Below are 17,561 nucleotides of genomic sequence, written 5' to 3'. Positions count from 1 at the left end.
CCTTTGGATACTGAAACTTGGTCAAAAATCAATCATACTTATTTCTTCTTCTTAACATTTGCCATGTTTGCCATGAGCACCCCGACAGCGACTGAAACCAGTTTCGCTTCGGAAGAATCGGCACGCGACGTCAGGATTACCGGGACGCTGGCGCCCACAATCAAGCCGGTTATTTTAGCCCCGCCCAGGAATACCAACGCTTTATAAAGAACGTTGGCCGCGTCGATATTATCCAGTACAAGGATGTCGGCCTGGCCGGCGACAGGACTTTTCACGCCTTTAGCCCGGGCTGATTCTTTGGATAAGGCCAGATCCAGGGCCAGCGGCCCGTCAATGATGCAGTCCTTGATTTGGCCTCTTTCAGCCATCTTGCATAGCATACCCGCGTCCACAGAACTGGTCATGTCAGGATTTACCAGTTCCATATGAGAGATGATTGCTACTTTGGGAGTTTCAATTCTCAGTGACTTGGCGACAAACACGGCGTTTTTAACCATATCAACCTTTTGGACAAAGGTGGGTTTGATGTTCATCCCCGCATCCGTCATCAGCATCAATCGATTGTAACCGGGTGATTCGAACACAGCCACGTGACTTAAGACTTTCCCGGTGCGGAGCCCGATATTCTTATCCAGAACAGCCTTTAACACAGTTGGTGAGTTAACCGCGCCTTTCATCACCATATCGGCTTCCCCGCTGTGGACCATTTGAACCGCTTTTCTGGCCGCGTCATCGATATCCGGTTCGTCGATTACTTCAAAATCACTGATATCAATGCCCCTTTCGCTTGATATTCGGGCAATTTCGTCGGCATCACCAACCAGTACGGCATTAGCGATGCCGTTTTCCTGACATTCTCTGGCGGCCTCGATTACCTCCCCGTCTTGGGCTACAGCTATGGCAACCTTTTTCGGAGGGCATTTTTTAGCTTCCCCCACTATGTCCGCAAAACTTTTCATTTAGCAATCACCTCTCTATTTAAGATAAAAATTAAACTTGTATATATACATATTTGTTGATTCAGCAACCTATTAATTCATATTTCTTGGTGCCCAGCCCGATTTCTTCGGCGTAATCCAGCTGGCGCCGCCAGTCAATGCCGGGATACAATGCGAGAAACTTATCCTGCACGTCCCCTTTGCCGGCCAAACGGCTGCCCGGCAAGACCTTTTCCCGGTTAACCAAATCGATGCAAGCCTGATCAAGGGCAACCGGGTCGCGTGAAGCCAGTATGCCGATATCCCTCACCAAGGGGGCGTCACTAAAACCACAACAATCACAATCAGGGGTTACCTGGGTGACAAATGTGATAAAACCGCATTTGCCGTTCTTATTTTTAATAGCGCCTTCAGCATATTCAACTATTTTCTCCTGCATCAGATCGGGATCGGACTGCCAGTCAATCTGAATAGCGCCGGCCGGGCAGGTTACGGTACATTCACCGCAGCCGATACACTTACCGGGATCGATAAAAGATACTTTATGCTCCATTGAGATTGCTCCAGCCGGGCACCACTGGCCGCATCTTTCACAACCCTTGCACTTGTCGGCGCTCACCACGGGGTGAACGTCAGAGTGCATCATTAATTTGCCGCTTCTGGAGCCCAGCCCCATCCCCAGATTCTTAATAACACCACCAAACCCGACAAGTTCATGGCCTTTAAAATGAGTAACCGCGATCATGGCGTCGGCGTGGCAGGCGGACGAGCATATTTTCACTTCATTAAAATGCTTCCGGTTGATCTGCACATTCACGTATTCTTTTCCAGTCAACCCGTCGGCGATGACCAGCGGGGCGCCCACCACCGCATAGGCGAAACCGTTCTCGACCGCTGTCTGTAAATGGTCGACGGCGTCTGTACGGCTGCCTTTATAGAGGGTGTTACCGTCCGTTAGAAACGGCTTACCGCCCAGCTCTTTCACCTTGTCTACAATCCGGCGCACAAACTGGGGGCGGACATAACCGGTGTTGCCGCGTTCGCCAAAATGCAGTTTAACGGCGACCAGATCCCCAGGCGCGATAATTTCCCGCAAGCCGGCCCGCACAAATAATTTTTCCACCTTGTCAAGCATGCTTTGATTATGTCCCGCCCGCATGTCTGTAAAATATACTTTCGCGTTCACCGCATAATCCCCCGCATAACATAAATTTACTTTATGATTTCTATTGTTTCATTTGTTATTCCTGCCTGTAAATAAAACAATTCATTAAAAAACTAAACTGTCTTCCTTCCTATGTTAATACTTATAAACAGATGAGATAAAAACTGATTCGCACTGACCCCTTCTTTTTTTGCTGTTTCAGCGACCAGTTTATGTAAACTTTTAGGAATCCGCAAAGAAATGCAGCCATTATATTCCTCACTACCGACAAGCTCGGGTATGGCAATACCGGCTTCAAATGAAGCTTTAATCCATTCACTTTTGGCAAGCATGGCATCTTTGATGGCCTCTTCTATGGTGTCTCCAGTCCCAACGCAGTAGCGCAGCTCAGGAAACTCGACAATATATCCACCGTCATCGGTGTCCGGCCGCACATTAAAAGGGTAATCAAGGTTTAAATAATAATTAAGATCTTTCTCCATGCTTAAATCAACTCCTATGGGTAAGCGGGGGGGAGCAAGCGGGAGATAAGAAGCAGCAGAAAAGTTGTGTTAAAAACTCCAATTTTCAACTTCCATAAATTTTTCAAGATCTATGCACTTTACCTTAAAGTACTCACATATATTGGGAATTTTTACGCCATTGGGGCGGTTAGCCTCATTTGTTACTACCGTACCATTAATAATTTTGGCTTTAGCAATAATAAACGGGTCTGCTACCGGCTTTCCTTCTAAACGGTTTTTATTAGATATAATAGCCTGAAAATGTTCAATCTTAAATATTTCCTGAACAAATAACATTTCTTCTTCACTTGGTATTGAAAATATTTTAGAATTCTTCCTTGCCCATTGATTGATTCTTCGATCTTTTTTATAATGACCGTCAATCTCATGTTTTACTTCACGAACGGACGTAATCTGTCCGATGTCAACACCATGATAAAACCGCTCCCAAAGGGTAGGAAACCTTGATTCATAGTAGTAACCAAATAGGTCCATAAATACATTCGCATCAAATACATATATATTCATCTTGCCCACCTCTTATGAAGTGCCATTTCAAAAGGAAGCAGGCTATCCATTTTTACATTGAGGTAATCAGCCAATTGAGCTTCGCTTATTACCCTCCTGTAATACTGATTAAAAGCAATTTCCACGTATTTGTTTCCCAGGTAGGTACTTTGAGTATTGTAATAATCACCTCCGCCTTTTTTCTCTTGCCGTTTCTTTTTAGCTTCATCAATCCATTTAGCGGTTAGTTTTTTGTATGTCGATTTGCTCACTAAACCCCTGTCAAGAAACTTCCGAAGTATTACCTCCCTACTTACCTTGTAGGTATTAGCAAGGCTAGATATTGTATCTTCATTAACCTTAACACCTTTAATATGAGTATTAAAGTCATCTTCCGGCACAAGAAGCTCTGCAGCAATCTGATTGCATAGCACCTCAACATGCCTGTCCTGTTCAGGCAACAAATCAATAAAATCGTCCTGAAGCTTATCAATTCCACTAGTTTCAAAGATTAAATGTCCTAGTTCATGAAACATTGTAAATATCTGTCTTGTTTTAGGCATAGAGTTATTAATAATAATTAGGGGAAAAACCTTATCAAAAATACAAAAACCTGAATATCCATCATGTCTAAAAGCATCTTTGAACACAAAGATACCCGAGTTTTCAAAGGCAGTTCTCCAGTTTTCCAAAGCGGTTTCTTCGCTATCCCAGCTTTTCTGTTCCTGAAGGGGTGTTTTCAGATAATCCCTGATAGCAAGTGATAACTTTTTAATGCCATAGTTCTGCCAAGTCTTAAAGTTGCTGAATAGCTGTTTTGGTGAAGGATTTTGTCCATTACACAGTTCATAAAGATTCTCCTGCTTTACAATGGCCTTTCTTATTTGTCTAATAAGCAAAGCAGGTAAACTGTTGAATTCCGATTCCGGAAGTGTTCTGAAGGACCGTTTAGTGTCATCTTCCTGAGGAGGTTCAGGAAAAAAGAACAAAGCAATAGGTCTTTTATAGATTTCATATGCAAGTTTTTCAAGCTGAACATAATATGGGGCGTCAGTTCCGCTTTCCCATGCTTCAATAACATCTACACTTTTCTTAAACTTATATGCTACATCATCTATGGTCAGATTCGCGGATTTCCTTGCCCATTTCAAAACCTGTGGATTTACAGGCGCCTTAACCATTTTAACCACCCCAACCAAACCTACCGTAATTTATTATATCATTTCTCAATCCTATACAAATACTGTGGGTTGAAGTTATTTCGACACGGGACATAATACCACATCAACCAATATAGAATATATGTTCGCAGTAAATACTATAGAATCCTGCAAAAGACAATAATATTGTATAAAAAACCTGCTCCCAAGAGCAGGGACTGTAGTTAACTAAATAACTAATCTAATAATGATTTACCTTAAAGCAGACAATCTTATCAAAAATGAGGTAATCTGTTCTACTGGTGTACGGAGATATAGGGGTCTTGCTAAAGGTATAGAATGGATCTCCCACACCACCAGAGGCCTTACTCTTGTACCAGTTAATAAAGTTCTGAATTTCCGTCATGGATAGATCGTAATCAATATCCGAGCCGTTGGCCATTGTTACCCAAAGAACTGCCCTGCCTTCACTACTGGGAGCCTGCGGGGTGGCAGATGCCTCATTCGAATTGCTGCTTTCACCACCGGCGTTAAGGGCGGTAACCTCATAGTAATATATTGTGCCGTTGGTCACGGATGTATCTGTTTAGGTTGCCGAATTTACACTACTCGCAATAGTGGTGTATGGTCCACCGGAAGTCGTCGCCCTTTTAACGCTATAGCCTGTAGCTCCAGTAACTGCATTCCAGGCTAGACTCACTTGAGCATTGTCTGCTGTAGCCGATAAACTGTTGGGGAGCCGGGCTGCGGCTCTTGGGGGGTCACGGAAACCTCGTTGGAATTCCCACTTTCACCATTGGCATTGACTGCAGTTACCACATAGTAATATGTTGTTCCATTGGTTATAATAGTGTCAGAATAGTTTGTCTCAGTTACAATGGTTGCCAAAGTGGTATACGATCCACCTGCTGTATTAGCTCTCTTTACATTATAGCTCGTGGCACCCGTGACAGCAGTCCATGTAAGACTCAATTGGGCGTTCCCTGCTGTAGCTGAAAGACCAGTTGGTGCAGAAGGAACTGGATTTAAATTTTCCATCATTTCTATTTCTGAATATATACATCATTTGAAAAAAGACAAAACATAATTTTATAAATTTTGTAATACCAGTTAATTTAAAAATAATTATTTTCCATCATTTTACAACACAAAATGACAACTAATTTTGCCAAAGTAAGAAAGCTAATTCATATCATTGATACCATATATATGTAACAAGAGGAAAAACACTAATATTGCTTTAAACACAAAAGCCCCACTCCGTAGAGCGGGGCTCGCAATACGAGGACTAAGCCGGTCTTGGAAAAGTCCACGGCTTACCACTTGAATAATTTTCTTTATACTGTTTTCCTAAAAAAATCAAACCCGGGCAGTTGGTGTTCCTGTCCGTAAATCAGAGGAGGGGTCAGGCTTTACTTTGTGCGTTTCTAGAAACGCACAAAGTAAAGCCTGACCCCAATTACCGTTAACCACGTTTGCTCTACAACAATTTAGGTCAGCGCTTTTCAAAAACCAGCCCGCCAGCCGGGTCGGCACTCACCAGGATTTTATCGCCCGCGGCCCCTTTACCTTCCAGAATGTGCACTGAAAGCGGGTTTTCCAGCCGTTTCTGGATCGCGCGTTTAAGCGGCCGCGCCCCGTATACCGGGTCAAACCCTTCCTTAGCCAGGATCGCCCCGGCTTCCGGCGCAACCTCCAGGGATATGCCCAGTTTAGCAAGCCGCTGCTTTAACAAGTCCAACTGGATATCAACGATTTTAGCAATCTCCTCCATGCCGAGGTTATTGAAAATAACCACTTCGTCGACACGGTTCAAAAACTCGGGACGGAAACTGGCCTTCAGTTCTTCCATCACACGCGCTTCCAACTCAGCCCGGTCGCCCCCGTTTAATTCCCTGAACCAGTGGCCGCCCAGGTTGGAGGTCATGATCACCACGGTGTTCCGGAAGTCAACCGTCCGCCCGTGCCCGTCGGTCAGCCTGCCGTCGTCCAGCAGCTGGAGCAGGATGTTAAACACGTCCGGGTGCGCTTTTTCAATTTCGTCGAAAAGAATTACCGCGTAAGGACGGCGGCGCACGGCTTCCGTCAACTGGCCGCCTTCGTCGTAACCGACGTAGCCGGGGGGCGCCCCAATCAAGCGCGACACGGTGTGTTTCTCCATGTATTCGCTCATATCATAACGCAGCATCGCCCGCTCGTCGTTAAACAACAGGTTGGCCAGCGACCTGGCCAGTTCGGTCTTGCCCACTCCCGTCGGGCCAAGAAAGATAAACGAGCCCATCGGCCGGTCCGGATCGGAGACTCCCGCCCTCGCCCGGCGAATGGCGTCAGCCACCGCCTGTACCGCGCGGTCCTGGCCGACCACCCGCTTACGGATGAATTCCTCCATCTGCAACAGCTTTTGCACTTCACCTTCGAGCATGCGGGAAACCGGGATGCCCGTCCACTTGGCTACTACCTCTGCGATATCTTCCTCATCCACTTCTTCTTTCAGCATCTTGTGGGCTTTCTGCAAATCTTCCAGCTTCTCATTTTTCTGCTGCAGGCGCTTGTTCAATTCAGGTATTACCCCGTAGCGCAATTCAGCCACCTTGCCCAGATTGCCGTCCCGCTCGGCGGCCTGCTCAGCCAGTCTGGTTTCTTCGATCTGCCCTTTGATTTCCCGGATGTCCTGGATCAGCTCTTTTTCCTTGCGCCAGTGATCTTTCAATTCTTCCATCTTGCCCTTCAGACCGCGCAGTTCATCCTCCATTCTGGCCAGCCGCTCCAGGCTACCCTTGTCCTGCTCTTTGGAGAGGGCTTGCTTCTCTACTTCCAGCTGTCTGATCCGCCGGTCGATCTCGTCAATCTCAGTGGGCATGCTGTCTATTTCAATGCGCAGCCGGGAAGCCGCCTCATCGATCAGGTCGATGGCCTTGTCCGGCAGAAAACGCTCGGTGATGTAACGGTGGGACAACGTCGCGGCGGCAACCAGGGCGGCGTCCTTTACCCTCACCCCGTGGTGCACCTCGTACTTTTCTTTTAAGCCGCGCAATATGGCGATGGTGTCCTCCACGCCGGGCTCACCGACATAAACCTGCTGGAACCGCCGCTCCAGGGCGGCGTCTTTTTCAATATGCTTGCGGTACTCGTCCAGGGTGGTGGCGCCCACACAGCGCAACTCGCCCCTGGCCAGCGCCGGCTTCAGCATGTTGGCCGCGTCGACTGCTCCTTCGGCGGCGCCGGCCCCTACCAGGGTGTGCAATTCATCGATAAACAGGACGATCTCACCGTTGGCCTCGTTGATTTCTTTCAGCACCGCTTTCAACCGGTCTTCAAATTCGCCCCGGTATTTCGACCCGGCCACCATCGCCCCGATGTCCAGGGCAAGCAGCCGCTTGTTTTTCAGGCCTTCCGGCACGTCACCGCTGAGAATGCGCTGGGCCAGCCCTTCCACGATGGCGGTTTTGCCGACCCCCGGCTCCCCGATCAAAACCGGGTTGTTTTTGGTACGCCGGGAGAGCACTTGGACCACCCTGCGGATTTCTTCGTCTCTGCCGATTACCGGGTCCAGTTTCCCCTTGCGGGCCATTTCGGTAAGGTCACGAGTAAAACGGGCAAGCGACTGATATTTATCCTCCGGGTTCTGGTCGGTAACCCGCTGAGTGCCGCGGATCTCCACCAGGATTTTATACACCCGGTCCGCCGTCACCCCGGCCTGCCGCAGAATCCGCCCGGCTTCGCCGTCCCGCCGGGCGATCATTCCCAGCAGGATGTGCTCGGTGCTGAGGTATTCGTCCTTTAAACGTTCGGCCTCCTTCCAAGCCAGGTCAATCGCTTCGGAAAGCCCCCTGGAAACATACATCCCGCCGCCGCCCTGCACTTTAGGCAGCCGTTCGACAGCAGTTTCGACCTGACTCTTCAATTTCGCCGGCTCTATCTCCATCTTCCGCAATATTTGACAGACAACCCCTTCTTCCTGTTCAAGCAGGCCCAGCAAAACATGTACTTCCTCCATTTGCTGGTGGCTGTGTTTGGCCATCATACTCCGGGCCGCTTCAAAGGCTTCCTGGGTCTTCAAAGTAAGTTTATCCATACGCATCGTTCAACCCCTCCTTCCGGGTTTTTTCAACATATTAACCAGGCGGGCGCGTGGATTTTCTTTATTCAACTCCGCCAGGGTCTTATACAGTTCTTCTTCACGCCGGGTCACAGTCTCGGGGATCACCACTTTGACTTTTACCAGCAGGTTTCCGGGGTTGCTCCCGCCGGGGTCCGGCATTCCCATGCCGCGCAGGCGAAAAACCCTGCCTGTTTGGGTTCGCGGGGGTATTTTCAAGGAAACCGTACCCTTTAAAGTCGGAATGTCCACTTCCCCGCCCAGAACCGCCTCAGTCACAGTAACCGGCACTTCACACTCCAGGTCCTTATCCTGAATCTTGAAGAGCGGGTGTTGCCGTATACTGATGGACAAGTACAGGTCACCGGCCGGACCGCCTTTTTGCCCGCTTTGTCCCTGCTGCGGCACTCGCAGTTTATGGCCCTCCCGCATGCCGGGCGGGACTTTAACTTTCAAATGACGATTATTGACCAGAAATTCCTTTTCCGCTCCGACGAAAGCTTCTTCCAGGCTGAGTTCCAGCAGCGCCTCCGTATCCGCGCCGCCTCCGCCCCGGCCACGTCTCTCCCAAAAGAGGTCTGTGTCGGTAAACGGGTCCATGTCGCCGAAAAAAGTTCTGAAAAAGTCGCTGAAACCCCCGTATCCCGGGCTCTCATAGTGGAAACGGACGCCGCCGGGCCCGGCTTCCCGCCATTGCCCCCGGCCTTTCTGATATTTGCTCCAGTCAAAATTTTGCCAGTCGGTGCCGACATCCGCGCCAATTTCGTCGTACTTCTTCCGCTTTTCCGGATCACTTAAGACTTCATAAGCTTCGCTGATTTCTTTAAAACGTTCCTCAGCTTTTTTATCACCCGGATTGGCATCCGGATGATAGCGCCGGGCCAGTTCCCGGTATGCCTTTTTTATCTCCTTAGCGCCGGCTGTCTTTTCCACTCCAAGTATGCTATAATAATCCTTGTAATGCACACCGGTTCACCCCCTTACCACAGAATTCCGGTTATTTACGTTAATTATTATTACAAAAAGGCGAGGGTAAAAATCCCTCGTCCGTAAATATATATCAACCAACCGGGAGACAAATGTTTTATCCTTCAATATCAATATTGATTTCTTTATTTTTAATGTCCTCTTCCTTAGGAAGAGAGATTTCCAGGACGCCGTCCTGATAGCGTGCCTTTAATTTTTCGTGTTTCACCGGCATATTCAAGGTAAACGAGCGGCTGAAAGAACCGTAGCTGCGTTCGACTCTGAGGTAGTTGGCGCTTTCTTCTTTTTCTTCCCTCCGGCGTTCTGCCCGGATAGTCAGCAAATTATCCACTAAACCAACTTTGATGTTTTCTTTGTTGAAACCCGGTAGTTCCGCCTTAATCTGGATCGCCCCAGGAGTGTCTTTAATGTCTACGGGAAATGCTCCTTCCTGGGTTAGGGCAGCTTCAGGCTCCCTCCAGAAACGAAAGTTATCGTCAAAAAGTCTGTTAATCGACGACTGTAAACCTGACAAATCACGAAAAGGATCCCATTTTACCAATGCCATGAAAAACACCTCCTGATTGATTTATCAATTTCATTCTTTTATTGGCAAACGCTCCCGGCGGTCGAGTGTCCAATTATTTGACCTTGACCATCTTTGACCTTAGTATAATCCATACCCAACGGATTGTCAAGTTTTTCTTTGTAGTTTTTTATCATTAAGGGATATAATTTTTCATATGACAGCAAAGCTATTTTATAATATTGGCGCTTACCGGAAGGGCACTATGAATAATGAAAGGATTGAACCAAATTGCCCTTGATTCTGGGGTCAATTTTAATTTTAGGTTTTCTTATTGGTGTGACCACTGTGATCTACTTTCAAAACAAGCCGCCGCGCGGCAGAAAACCATGATAAAAGACAAAAATGAGCCCACAAGGGGCTCTTTTTTGATTAGAATTCAGAATTCAGGAGTCAGGAGTCAGAATAAAAGAATGAAAGAATGGTTGATCGTCTTTAATATTCTGAATTCTGACTCCTGACTCCTGACTACTTTATTGTAATGAGAAATATCTGGAGATAAACAAGCATAAACTTACATTAAAAAGAAAGGAGGGTTCATTAGTGCGAATTCTCTCTGCTGTTATCGCCGGTTTAGTTACGGGACTCCTGTTTTGCCTGCTCGTCTTTCTGGCAAGCCCTAAAGCCGCATTCATGGCGTTTTTGATCGCCTGGGTTGCATTCAGCCTGCTGCTTTACCGCAAGGCGGAATCGAGCGGAAAAATTTGGTCCAGAGCATGTTTTACCGCCGGGGTAGAATGCCTGGCCATCCCTCTGGCATCATTGTTTCTGCCTTTCTTCTGCGGCCAACAGGCAGTGCAAGCCGCAAAGCAAAGCGCGTGCAGCGCAAGCCAAGCTTTTGGATCGGCGTTTGGCGGCGGCTTGATAAATATGCTGGCCGGTTCCGCCGGAATCCTGATCGGCTTATTGCTAATCTTAACCGCCTATTTTTCCTTGAAACCGGTAAGAAGATAGTAGTTTTTATTAAATTATGCCTTCAAGCACCTTAAAGGTGCTTTTTTGTTTTATGCGATGGCGCCGAAATACAGGCGGCAAAAGAAGAATTTGCTTCCAGGAGTCTAGTAATTTTGCATTTTTTTCATAGATCCGGGCCAAACTATTTTAAACCGAATAAGGAGGTGGATATCGTTGACACAAATTACTGAAATGGAGCTTCTCCAAATAGGGGAACAACTCAGGTCGGAAGCGCTGGCCATCGCCAAGTACGCGACGTGCGCCCAGCAGTCCACCGACCCGAAACTTCAGCAGATTTATTCTGCCGCCGCGGACAGGCACCGGGGCCACTATGAAACAATTTTAAGAAGCGTGCAAAACTTGGCCGGCCAAAGACAATTCTAAGGAGGTGAAAACAATGCTGGAAGAAAAAGACCGTTTAACTGATTCCCTGGTTATGGAAAAATACATCGCCGACGGCTATAATACCGCCGCCATAGAGGCGTCAAACCCACAACTCAAAGAAGCTTTTATCAATGTTTTAAGAGATGAATATCTAATTCAACACGAAATATTCAACGAAATGAACAACCGTGGCTGGTATCAGGCCAAAACGGCGAACATTAATGATATCAACCAAAATCTTAACAAGTGGGGCCAGGAGTTGCAGCGTGTGCAAACTACCGCCTACCAACGAACCGGTGCGCAGCCCGGCAATTACCAGGCGGTTTTCCCCAAATACGGGTTTCAATCCGGAACCGGCGCGCCACAAAATCCGTTAACCTAAACCTCTTAATTACCCCCTGTCCAGGGGGTAATTATTACTTTCACACTCCTGTAACAACCATTCACCCCCGGTTTATTTTCATTTCACATAATGCTCTTAACCATTCGACCGCCCATAATGCATTTAGGGGGCCTATTCTGTTAACTAAAAGCAAATTTCTTAATTATTTAATTATAATGATGTACTATATTAACGGTCGAAATCTGCATAAGAGCCGATGGAATCTAATATCCAATAATATCATGGAGGGGAAAACATGGCGGAAATGAAATCGATGATGGTTGAAAACAGGGTTTTCAATCCATCCCCGGAGTTTGTCGCAAAAGCCAGGGTTAACAGTTTGGAACAGTACAAGGAGATGTACAAAAGGTCTGTCGAAAACCCGAACGAGTTTTGGGCACAGATGGCCGAAGAAAACCTGACCTGGTTCAAGAAGTGGGAAACAGTTGAAGAATACAGCTTTACCGATGATATTTACATTCGCTATTTCGCGGGCGGCAAGCTGAATGTATCATACAACTGCCTGGACCGCCACCTGGACGGCCCGCGGAAGAACAAAGCCGCGATTATCTGGCAGGGCGAGCCCTTAGAGGATAGCAAGACTTACACTTACCAACAGCTTCATAATGAAGTTTGCAAATTCGCCAACGTCCTGAAGAGCCAGGGAGTTAAAAGAGGAGACCGGGTTGGCATATACCTGCCGATGATCCCTGAACTGGTTATCGCCATGCTGGCCTGCACCAGGATCGGTGCCATCCACTGCATCGTATTCGGCGGTTTTAGCGCCGAAGCGATTCGCGACAGGATGCTGGACGCTAAAGCGGAAATACTGATCACCAATAACTTTGGATACCGTTCCGGCAAATTCCTGGGTTCCAAAGACGTGGCCGACGCCGCCATGGCCCAATGTCCTGACATCAAGAAATGCATCGTGGTCAAGAGAGTGGACAAGGAATGCAACATGGTGGAAGGACGCGACGTATACTGGGACGATTTGATGGCGACAGCTTCGAACAAGTGCGAACCGGAAGCAATGGATTCGGAAGATCCCCTTTTCATTCTATATACAAGCGGCAGCACCGGCAAACCCAAAGGAGCCATGCATACCACTGCCGGATACCACCTCTATGCCATGATGACCGTCAAGTATTTCTTCGATATTCGCGATGAAGACGTTTATTTCTGCACAGCTGATATCGGCTGGGTAACCGGGCACAGCTATTGTGTATACGGCCCGCTGGGATTAGGCGCGACCTCCCTGATATTTGAAGGCGTGCCGAACTATCCCGCGCCGGACCGGTTCTGGCAAATTGTAGAGAAATATGGAGTAAACATTTTATATACAGCTCCCACCGCCATCCGCGCCATGATGAAGGACGGCGATCAGTGGCCTAAAGGCAGAGACCTCAGCTCCCTGCGCCTGCTGGCTTCGGTCGGCGAGCCGATTAACCCGGAAGCCTGGATGTGGTACTATACAGTCATCGGCAAGGAAAAATGCCCGATTGTTGACACATGGTGGCAGACTGAGACCGGCGGGCACTTAATCGCCCCAATGCCGGGCGCCCACCCGATGAAGCCCGGTTCGGCCGTAAATCCGTTCTTTGGCGTGGTTCCCGTACTGCTTACGGCGGAAGGCAAAGAAGCCGGCGTGAACGAGGGCGGCCACCTTTGCATGAAGAAGCCTTGGCCCGGCATTATGCGCGGCGTTTATGGCGATCCGAACAGGTTTAAAGAAACTTACTTCGTACAACAGCCCGGCCATTATTTCAGCGGCGACGGCGCGCGCAAAGATGAAGACGGTTACTACTGGTTATTAGGCCGCGTGGACGATGTTATCAACGTTTCCGGACACCGGATGGGCACCGCGGAAGTTGAAAGCGCTTTAGTAGCGCACGCGACAGTAGCGGAAGCTGCGGTTGTTGGTTTCCCGCACGACATTAAAGGTGAAGGCATTTACGCTTATGTGACGCTGAAAGAAGGCGTGGAAGGCACAGACGAGCTTAAGAAAGAGCTTGTAGCGCACGTGCGTAAGGAAATTGGACCGATTGCCTCGCCTGACAAGATTCAATTCACTCCTGGCATGCCTAAGACCAGAAGCGGTAAGATTATGAGAAGGATCCTGAGGAAAATCGCCGCCGGCGCTGTTGACGAACTCGGCGACACCTCGACACTGGCCGATTCCACCGTGGTAGACAACCTGGTGGCAAACAGGCAGTAAGCATTAAATAGTGATAAACTAAAGACTTCTGAAAGCGGGCTCGAAGAATTGAGTCCGCTTTTCATTGTTGCACACACGGAACATTAACAGGTATTTTTTCGTCTTTTATATTATAAATATTGTATTTGCAACTCTTGAGGGAATAATACCAAATGCGGGGGATCATGATGGGAGAACGCTTAATAAAATTGCTGTTGATTGGTGTTATATTAAGTTTAGCTTGCACAGCGGGTGTATTTGCCGACACAAAAGGTATAAACCTAATTATTAACGGACAAAAACTTGAAGGCGCGGGAGTTATGGTAGACGGTCAGGTAATGGTTCCAATTGAGACGCTGGCCAGGAGCATGGGCGGCACATTTGAATGGGCGCCTGAAAGCGAAACCGCTTCAGTAACACTGCCTGTTCCAGACCCAAAAACGGGTATTGACCTAACAGACGACTACGCGATTAAGGTTAATAAAATAACAGAAGGTATAACGATACTAACCGTATCAGGAGAAGTGATTAATACGGGCAATCGCAGGTTAACAACATTGACGGTATACGGCAAACTGCTGAACACTGATAACCAGGAACTCACACGAACATATAGCACAAACCTTGAACCGACAGAGTTAGCCCCAGGTGAAACAGGTACTTTTGAGGTCATCTTCATGGATTACGATAAATTTAAAGAAAACAACGCAAGGTATGGAATTTACGTTCAAGGATTCCCTCTATAACAAAACCATCATATCCGTTAATTCATTTGCCGTGGAAAAGAAACTTTCATGTTAATTAAAGACCCTCTTCGCAGAGGGTACTTTTTAAACAGATATAACTTCTTTTACTTCCGGAATCTCCTGCTTGAGCATCCGCTCAATACCCTGCTTGAGGGTTATTGTGGCGCCCGGTCAACCGCCGCAAGCACCCTTCAACCGCACTTTAACCAACCCGTCGGGATCGACTCCCACAAGCTCAACATCTCCCCCGTCTCTTTGGAGAAAAGGCCGTACTTTATTGATTACTTCCTGAACTTTTTCCTTCACTTCACGACCTCCCTTCTTGTATAAATTTTATTTATGGACAACTATGTTTCTCATCTATTTATTTTATCTATTATATCCGTTAATGACAAGAAAAAATACTGCCCTTTAAATAATGCGGCAGTAAAATTCACTGCAGGTTTACTTTTATAGTCGCAACATGTGTATCGTTTAACAGTTTACTATACAACTTCTTCTGCTGTTCCATATCTGTTTGCACCTTGTCAAGCTGCGCTTGCGCCGCCTGCGTTTCGGCAGATGAACCGGCATTTTCAATCGCTTTTAGAGACATTTGCTTTTCGTTTGCTAAATACCTTATATTATTCTCATAACCTGATATTTTTTCACTGACATCTTCACCAGCAATTCGTCTCGTATCTGTGTTACCCATCTCCCTGATGCTGCTTAACACATTATCAAACCGGTCTGCAGGCACCTTTACAGTGAGCGTTCCTTCTTCAGAACTTCCCGGCGCCAAGTAACCCCCATTTTTATCAGCCAGGTCGGCGATTTTTTCCGGCACAACAGACGGATTCTCTGTTGACAGGGCAAGAGTAGCATCAAGCAACAAATTATGCGGTTCCTTATTGGAAGCCGGAATATAACCATAAGCAACTTCTGTGATAATAGCCCCTTCTTTTTCAGCCATTTTTTGCGGGACAACGGGTATTCCGGCTGGCGAACTGCCATCGTTGGCTGGTAAGCCAGGAATATTATCAAGTTTATCCTCATACCCCGGGCCATCCTCTTTTGGGTCAGTTTCGTTTATATCTACACGTTCATTACTTTTTATTTCAGCGTCTGGTTTTGGCTCGTTCCGTTGTTCGTAAACCAGCAACGAAGATATTTTTTGGTACCATTGCCCCGGCGGCATCCCATAAATCAACGTGGTTATACTAAATATAACCACGAACATGGCGGCAAAAGAGCACGCACGCAACCAGCCACTCTTTTTGAAGGTCTTAAAAACACTGCCCAAACCGGTCTTTTCACGTGCTGGATATGTTAAGACCTCATTTATTACCTGGGTGCCGAACTCAGGGGGTGACGCCATCTCCGGCAAGTTTTTAATGAAATTGACAGTTTCATTGAGAATATCATACTTTTCCCGGCAACTTGCGCATACAGCCAGGTGAGAGGCAACAACTTCACTTTCCGATGGGTCAAGTACTTCGTCTAGATAAGGTGAAAGCAGTTCCTCAATTTCCAGGCACTGCACCTCTCATCCCCCCTCATTTAGCTAGACGTGAGTCCTTGCTCCAAAGTTCCCTCCGATCATTAAAAATTTCTTTAAACGCTTGCCTGGCACGGCTTAATCGGGACTTAACCGTGCCTAGGGAGCATTTTAATACATCAGCCATCTCATCATATGACAAGCCCTGTATTTCTCTCATGACTAAAATTAAACGATGCTCCGGCGTAAGACTATTAATACATTGCTGGATCATATCATTAAACTCTTTTTGCTCAAATTCTTCCTCAGGCGAGGGAGTCAGACCGGATACCCGTGACATAATATGGTCACCGTTATTTTCAATTTCATTGTCCAGAGACATAAAATGATATCTTTGCCTACGGCGTATTTCATCGCGACACGCATTAGCGGTGATACGGTAAAGCCAGGTCATGAAACTGGATTCACCTCGAAAACTTGGCAAGGCATGGTAGAGCCTTAAAAAAGCATCTTGAGCAAGGTCGGACGCGTCAGCATGGTTGCCTAGAAAACGGTAAGCCACCGTGTAAACTTTATTCTCATAACGGCGGACAAGTTGCTCAAAGGCTTCCATATCCCCGTTTTTACTTCTCTCAACGAGAATGTTATCAGCCGGTTGCATCTTCACCCCTCCTTTGCGAAAGGGCCACCTATATAAAAGGTAACAGAACATTCATAAAAAATGCTCGATGGGGTTACTATCCCCGTACCCGATAATTTATCAATATGCATTTCGACATTACACCTACTAAATCCTTTAACAAGTTAAGTATTTCGAAACAGCCTATCCGGTAATATATGCCACAAGAACATCACTATACTGCCTTCAGCATATTGACGGCATATCTTTTTTCTGCTAGAATAAACCTTGCTAAAAAATAATTTGCCGATGTGGCGGAATTGGCAGACGCGGCGGTCTCAAAAACCGTTGGATAACTTCCATGCCGGTTCGACTCCGGCCATCGGCACCAGAAAATCAATGCTCTTAAAGCCGTGATATAAGCGGATTTGAGGGCTTTTTCTTTTCTTGCGGCACTTTTCTGTTTGCCGCCCGGCATACCGTCACCTGATACATTTTAGCGCATATTTGCAGTGCTCTCATCTCCCTATTTACCTGGCATTCCGCCCGCTTTGGAGGGATGTCAGGAGGGATATACGCCGATGATGGCGTTGGCCGAAGCGACCTTGGAGCTAAAATCCAGGTGGGTGTAAATGTTCGAGGTGGTGGAAATATCACTGTGCCCCAACCACTCCTGGATCTCTTTCAGGCTGACTCCGTTGGCGTACAACAAACTGGCGCAGCTATGCCGCTTATGTAACGCGTTACATAAGCGTCACACTTTTTCGGTGGGCTCCTTCAAACAGATGGTTGATGCTGGGCTAGACATGTACGTGGCACTTCCCATCCTGTCCACATATCTTGGACATAAGACGATTTATGCCACGGAACGGTATGTT

18 protein-coding genes, 1 tRNA gene and 1 pseudogene are annotated in these 17,561 nt (G+C 47.2%); 6 read left to right on the top strand and 14 right to left on the bottom strand.

The window, feature by feature from the left end; translation table 11 throughout:
- Positions 1-38: 38 nt before the first annotated feature.
- The 10 genes from L7E55_RS12300 to L7E55_RS12260 form a co-directional block, all read right to left on the bottom strand.
- Complete coding sequence (locus L7E55_RS12300) at positions 39-959, bottom strand: phosphate butyryltransferase (RefSeq protein ID WP_277444569.1); 921 nt, start codon at positions 957-959, stop codon at positions 39-41.
- Between the two features lie 61 nt (positions 960-1,020).
- The gene (locus L7E55_RS12295) at positions 1,021-2,124 is read right to left on the bottom strand and encodes a DUF362 domain-containing protein (RefSeq protein WP_277444568.1); all 1,104 of its coding nucleotides are present in this window, start codon (positions 2,122-2,124) and stop codon (positions 1,021-1,023) included.
- Positions 2,125-2,216: 92 nt separating this feature from the next.
- Positions 2,217-2,585: a toxin-antitoxin system HicB family antitoxin gene (locus L7E55_RS12290; protein ID WP_277444567.1), complete on the bottom strand. Its 369-nt coding sequence runs from the start codon at positions 2,583-2,585 to the stop codon at positions 2,217-2,219.
- Positions 2,586-2,654: 69 nt separating this feature from the next.
- The gene (locus L7E55_RS12285; RefSeq protein ID WP_277444566.1) at positions 2,655-3,134 is read right to left on the bottom strand and encodes a PIN domain-containing protein; all 480 of its coding nucleotides are present in this window, start codon (positions 3,132-3,134) and stop codon (positions 2,655-2,657) included.
- Complete coding sequence (locus L7E55_RS12280) at positions 3,131-4,294, bottom strand: ImmA/IrrE family metallo-endopeptidase (protein ID WP_277444565.1); 1,164 nt, start codon at positions 4,292-4,294, stop codon at positions 3,131-3,133. Before L7E55_RS12280 ends, L7E55_RS12285 begins: the two co-directional genes overlap by 4 nt.
- A gap of 220 nt (positions 4,295-4,514) precedes the next feature.
- Positions 4,515-4,847: a hypothetical protein gene (locus L7E55_RS12275; protein WP_277444564.1), complete on the bottom strand. Its 333-nt coding sequence runs from the start codon at positions 4,845-4,847 to the stop codon at positions 4,515-4,517.
- A 122-nt stretch (positions 4,848-4,969) separates the two neighbouring features.
- Positions 4,970-5,311: a fibronectin type III domain-containing protein gene (locus L7E55_RS17755; protein ID WP_420852044.1), complete on the bottom strand. Its 342-nt coding sequence runs from the start codon at positions 5,309-5,311 to the stop codon at positions 4,970-4,972.
- Positions 5,312-5,768: 457 nt separating this feature from the next.
- Entirely contained in the window at positions 5,769-8,354 is a 2,586-nt protein-coding gene (gene clpB, locus L7E55_RS12270) for an ATP-dependent chaperone ClpB (protein WP_277444563.1), read from the bottom strand.
- A 3-nt stretch (positions 8,355-8,357) separates the two neighbouring features.
- Complete coding sequence (locus tag L7E55_RS12265) at positions 8,358-9,338, bottom strand: J domain-containing protein (RefSeq protein ID WP_277444562.1); 981 nt, start codon at positions 9,336-9,338, stop codon at positions 8,358-8,360.
- A 118-nt stretch (positions 9,339-9,456) separates the two neighbouring features.
- On the bottom strand, positions 9,457-9,906 hold the full coding sequence (locus L7E55_RS12260) for an Hsp20/alpha crystallin family protein (RefSeq protein ID WP_277444561.1): 450 nt from the start codon (positions 9,904-9,906) through the stop codon (positions 9,457-9,459).
- Positions 9,907-10,467: 561 nt separating this feature from the next.
- On the opposite strand from L7E55_RS12260, the gene L7E55_RS12255 reads away from it, so the two are divergent.
- From L7E55_RS12255 to L7E55_RS12235, 5 genes are all read left to right on the top strand, one after another.
- Positions 10,468-10,878, top strand: coding sequence for a hypothetical protein (locus tag L7E55_RS12255; protein WP_277444560.1), 411 nt, complete (start codon positions 10,468-10,470; stop codon positions 10,876-10,878).
- 174 nt (positions 10,879-11,052) lie between these two features.
- A complete protein-coding gene (locus L7E55_RS12250) occupies positions 11,053-11,262 on the top strand; it encodes a spore coat protein (RefSeq protein ID WP_277444558.1) in 210 nt (69 codons plus the stop codon).
- Between the two features lie 13 nt (positions 11,263-11,275).
- On the top strand, positions 11,276-11,644 hold the full coding sequence (locus L7E55_RS12245; protein ID WP_277444556.1) for a spore coat protein: 369 nt from the start codon (positions 11,276-11,278) through the stop codon (positions 11,642-11,644).
- Positions 11,645-11,900: 256 nt separating this feature from the next.
- Positions 11,901-13,862: an acetate--CoA ligase gene (acs, locus tag L7E55_RS12240; RefSeq protein ID WP_277444555.1), complete on the top strand. Its 1,962-nt coding sequence runs from the start codon at positions 11,901-11,903 to the stop codon at positions 13,860-13,862.
- A gap of 164 nt (positions 13,863-14,026) precedes the next feature.
- Positions 14,027-14,587 (top strand): FxLYD domain-containing protein, encoded by a 561-nt coding sequence (locus L7E55_RS12235; protein ID WP_277444554.1) that lies wholly within the window; start codon positions 14,027-14,029, stop codon positions 14,585-14,587.
- An 84-nt stretch (positions 14,588-14,671) separates the two neighbouring features.
- On the opposite strand, the gene L7E55_RS12230 is transcribed toward L7E55_RS12235, so the two are convergent.
- From L7E55_RS12230 to L7E55_RS12220, 3 genes are all read right to left on the bottom strand, one after another.
- Positions 14,672-14,893, bottom strand: coding sequence for a NifU family protein (locus tag L7E55_RS12230; protein WP_277444552.1), 222 nt, complete (start codon positions 14,891-14,893; stop codon positions 14,672-14,674).
- A 127-nt stretch (positions 14,894-15,020) separates the two neighbouring features.
- Complete coding sequence (locus tag L7E55_RS12225; RefSeq protein ID WP_277444550.1) at positions 15,021-16,109, bottom strand: DUF4349 domain-containing protein; 1,089 nt, start codon at positions 16,107-16,109, stop codon at positions 15,021-15,023.
- A 13-nt stretch (positions 16,110-16,122) separates the two neighbouring features.
- A complete protein-coding gene (locus tag L7E55_RS12220) occupies positions 16,123-16,725 on the bottom strand; it encodes an RNA polymerase sigma factor (RefSeq protein WP_277444548.1) in 603 nt (200 codons plus the stop codon).
- A gap of 263 nt (positions 16,726-16,988) precedes the next feature.
- Here L7E55_RS12220 and L7E55_RS12215 point away from each other — a divergent pair.
- Positions 16,989-17,074 (top strand) — tRNA-Leu (locus L7E55_RS12215).
- Between the two features lie 171 nt (positions 17,075-17,245).
- Here the strand turns inward: L7E55_RS12215 and L7E55_RS12210 are convergent.
- Positions 17,246-17,413 (bottom strand): annotated as a pseudogene (locus L7E55_RS12210) (tyrosine-type recombinase/integrase); the annotation flags it as partial.
- Positions 17,414-17,561 lie beyond the last annotated feature (148 nt).

This window comes from Pelotomaculum isophthalicicum JI, from assembly GCF_029478095.1.
Taxonomy (GTDB): Bacteria; Bacillota; Desulfotomaculia; order Desulfotomaculales; family Pelotomaculaceae; genus Pelotomaculum_D; species Pelotomaculum_D isophthalicicum.
This window is presented reverse-complemented; position numbering and strand designations above follow the sequence as displayed.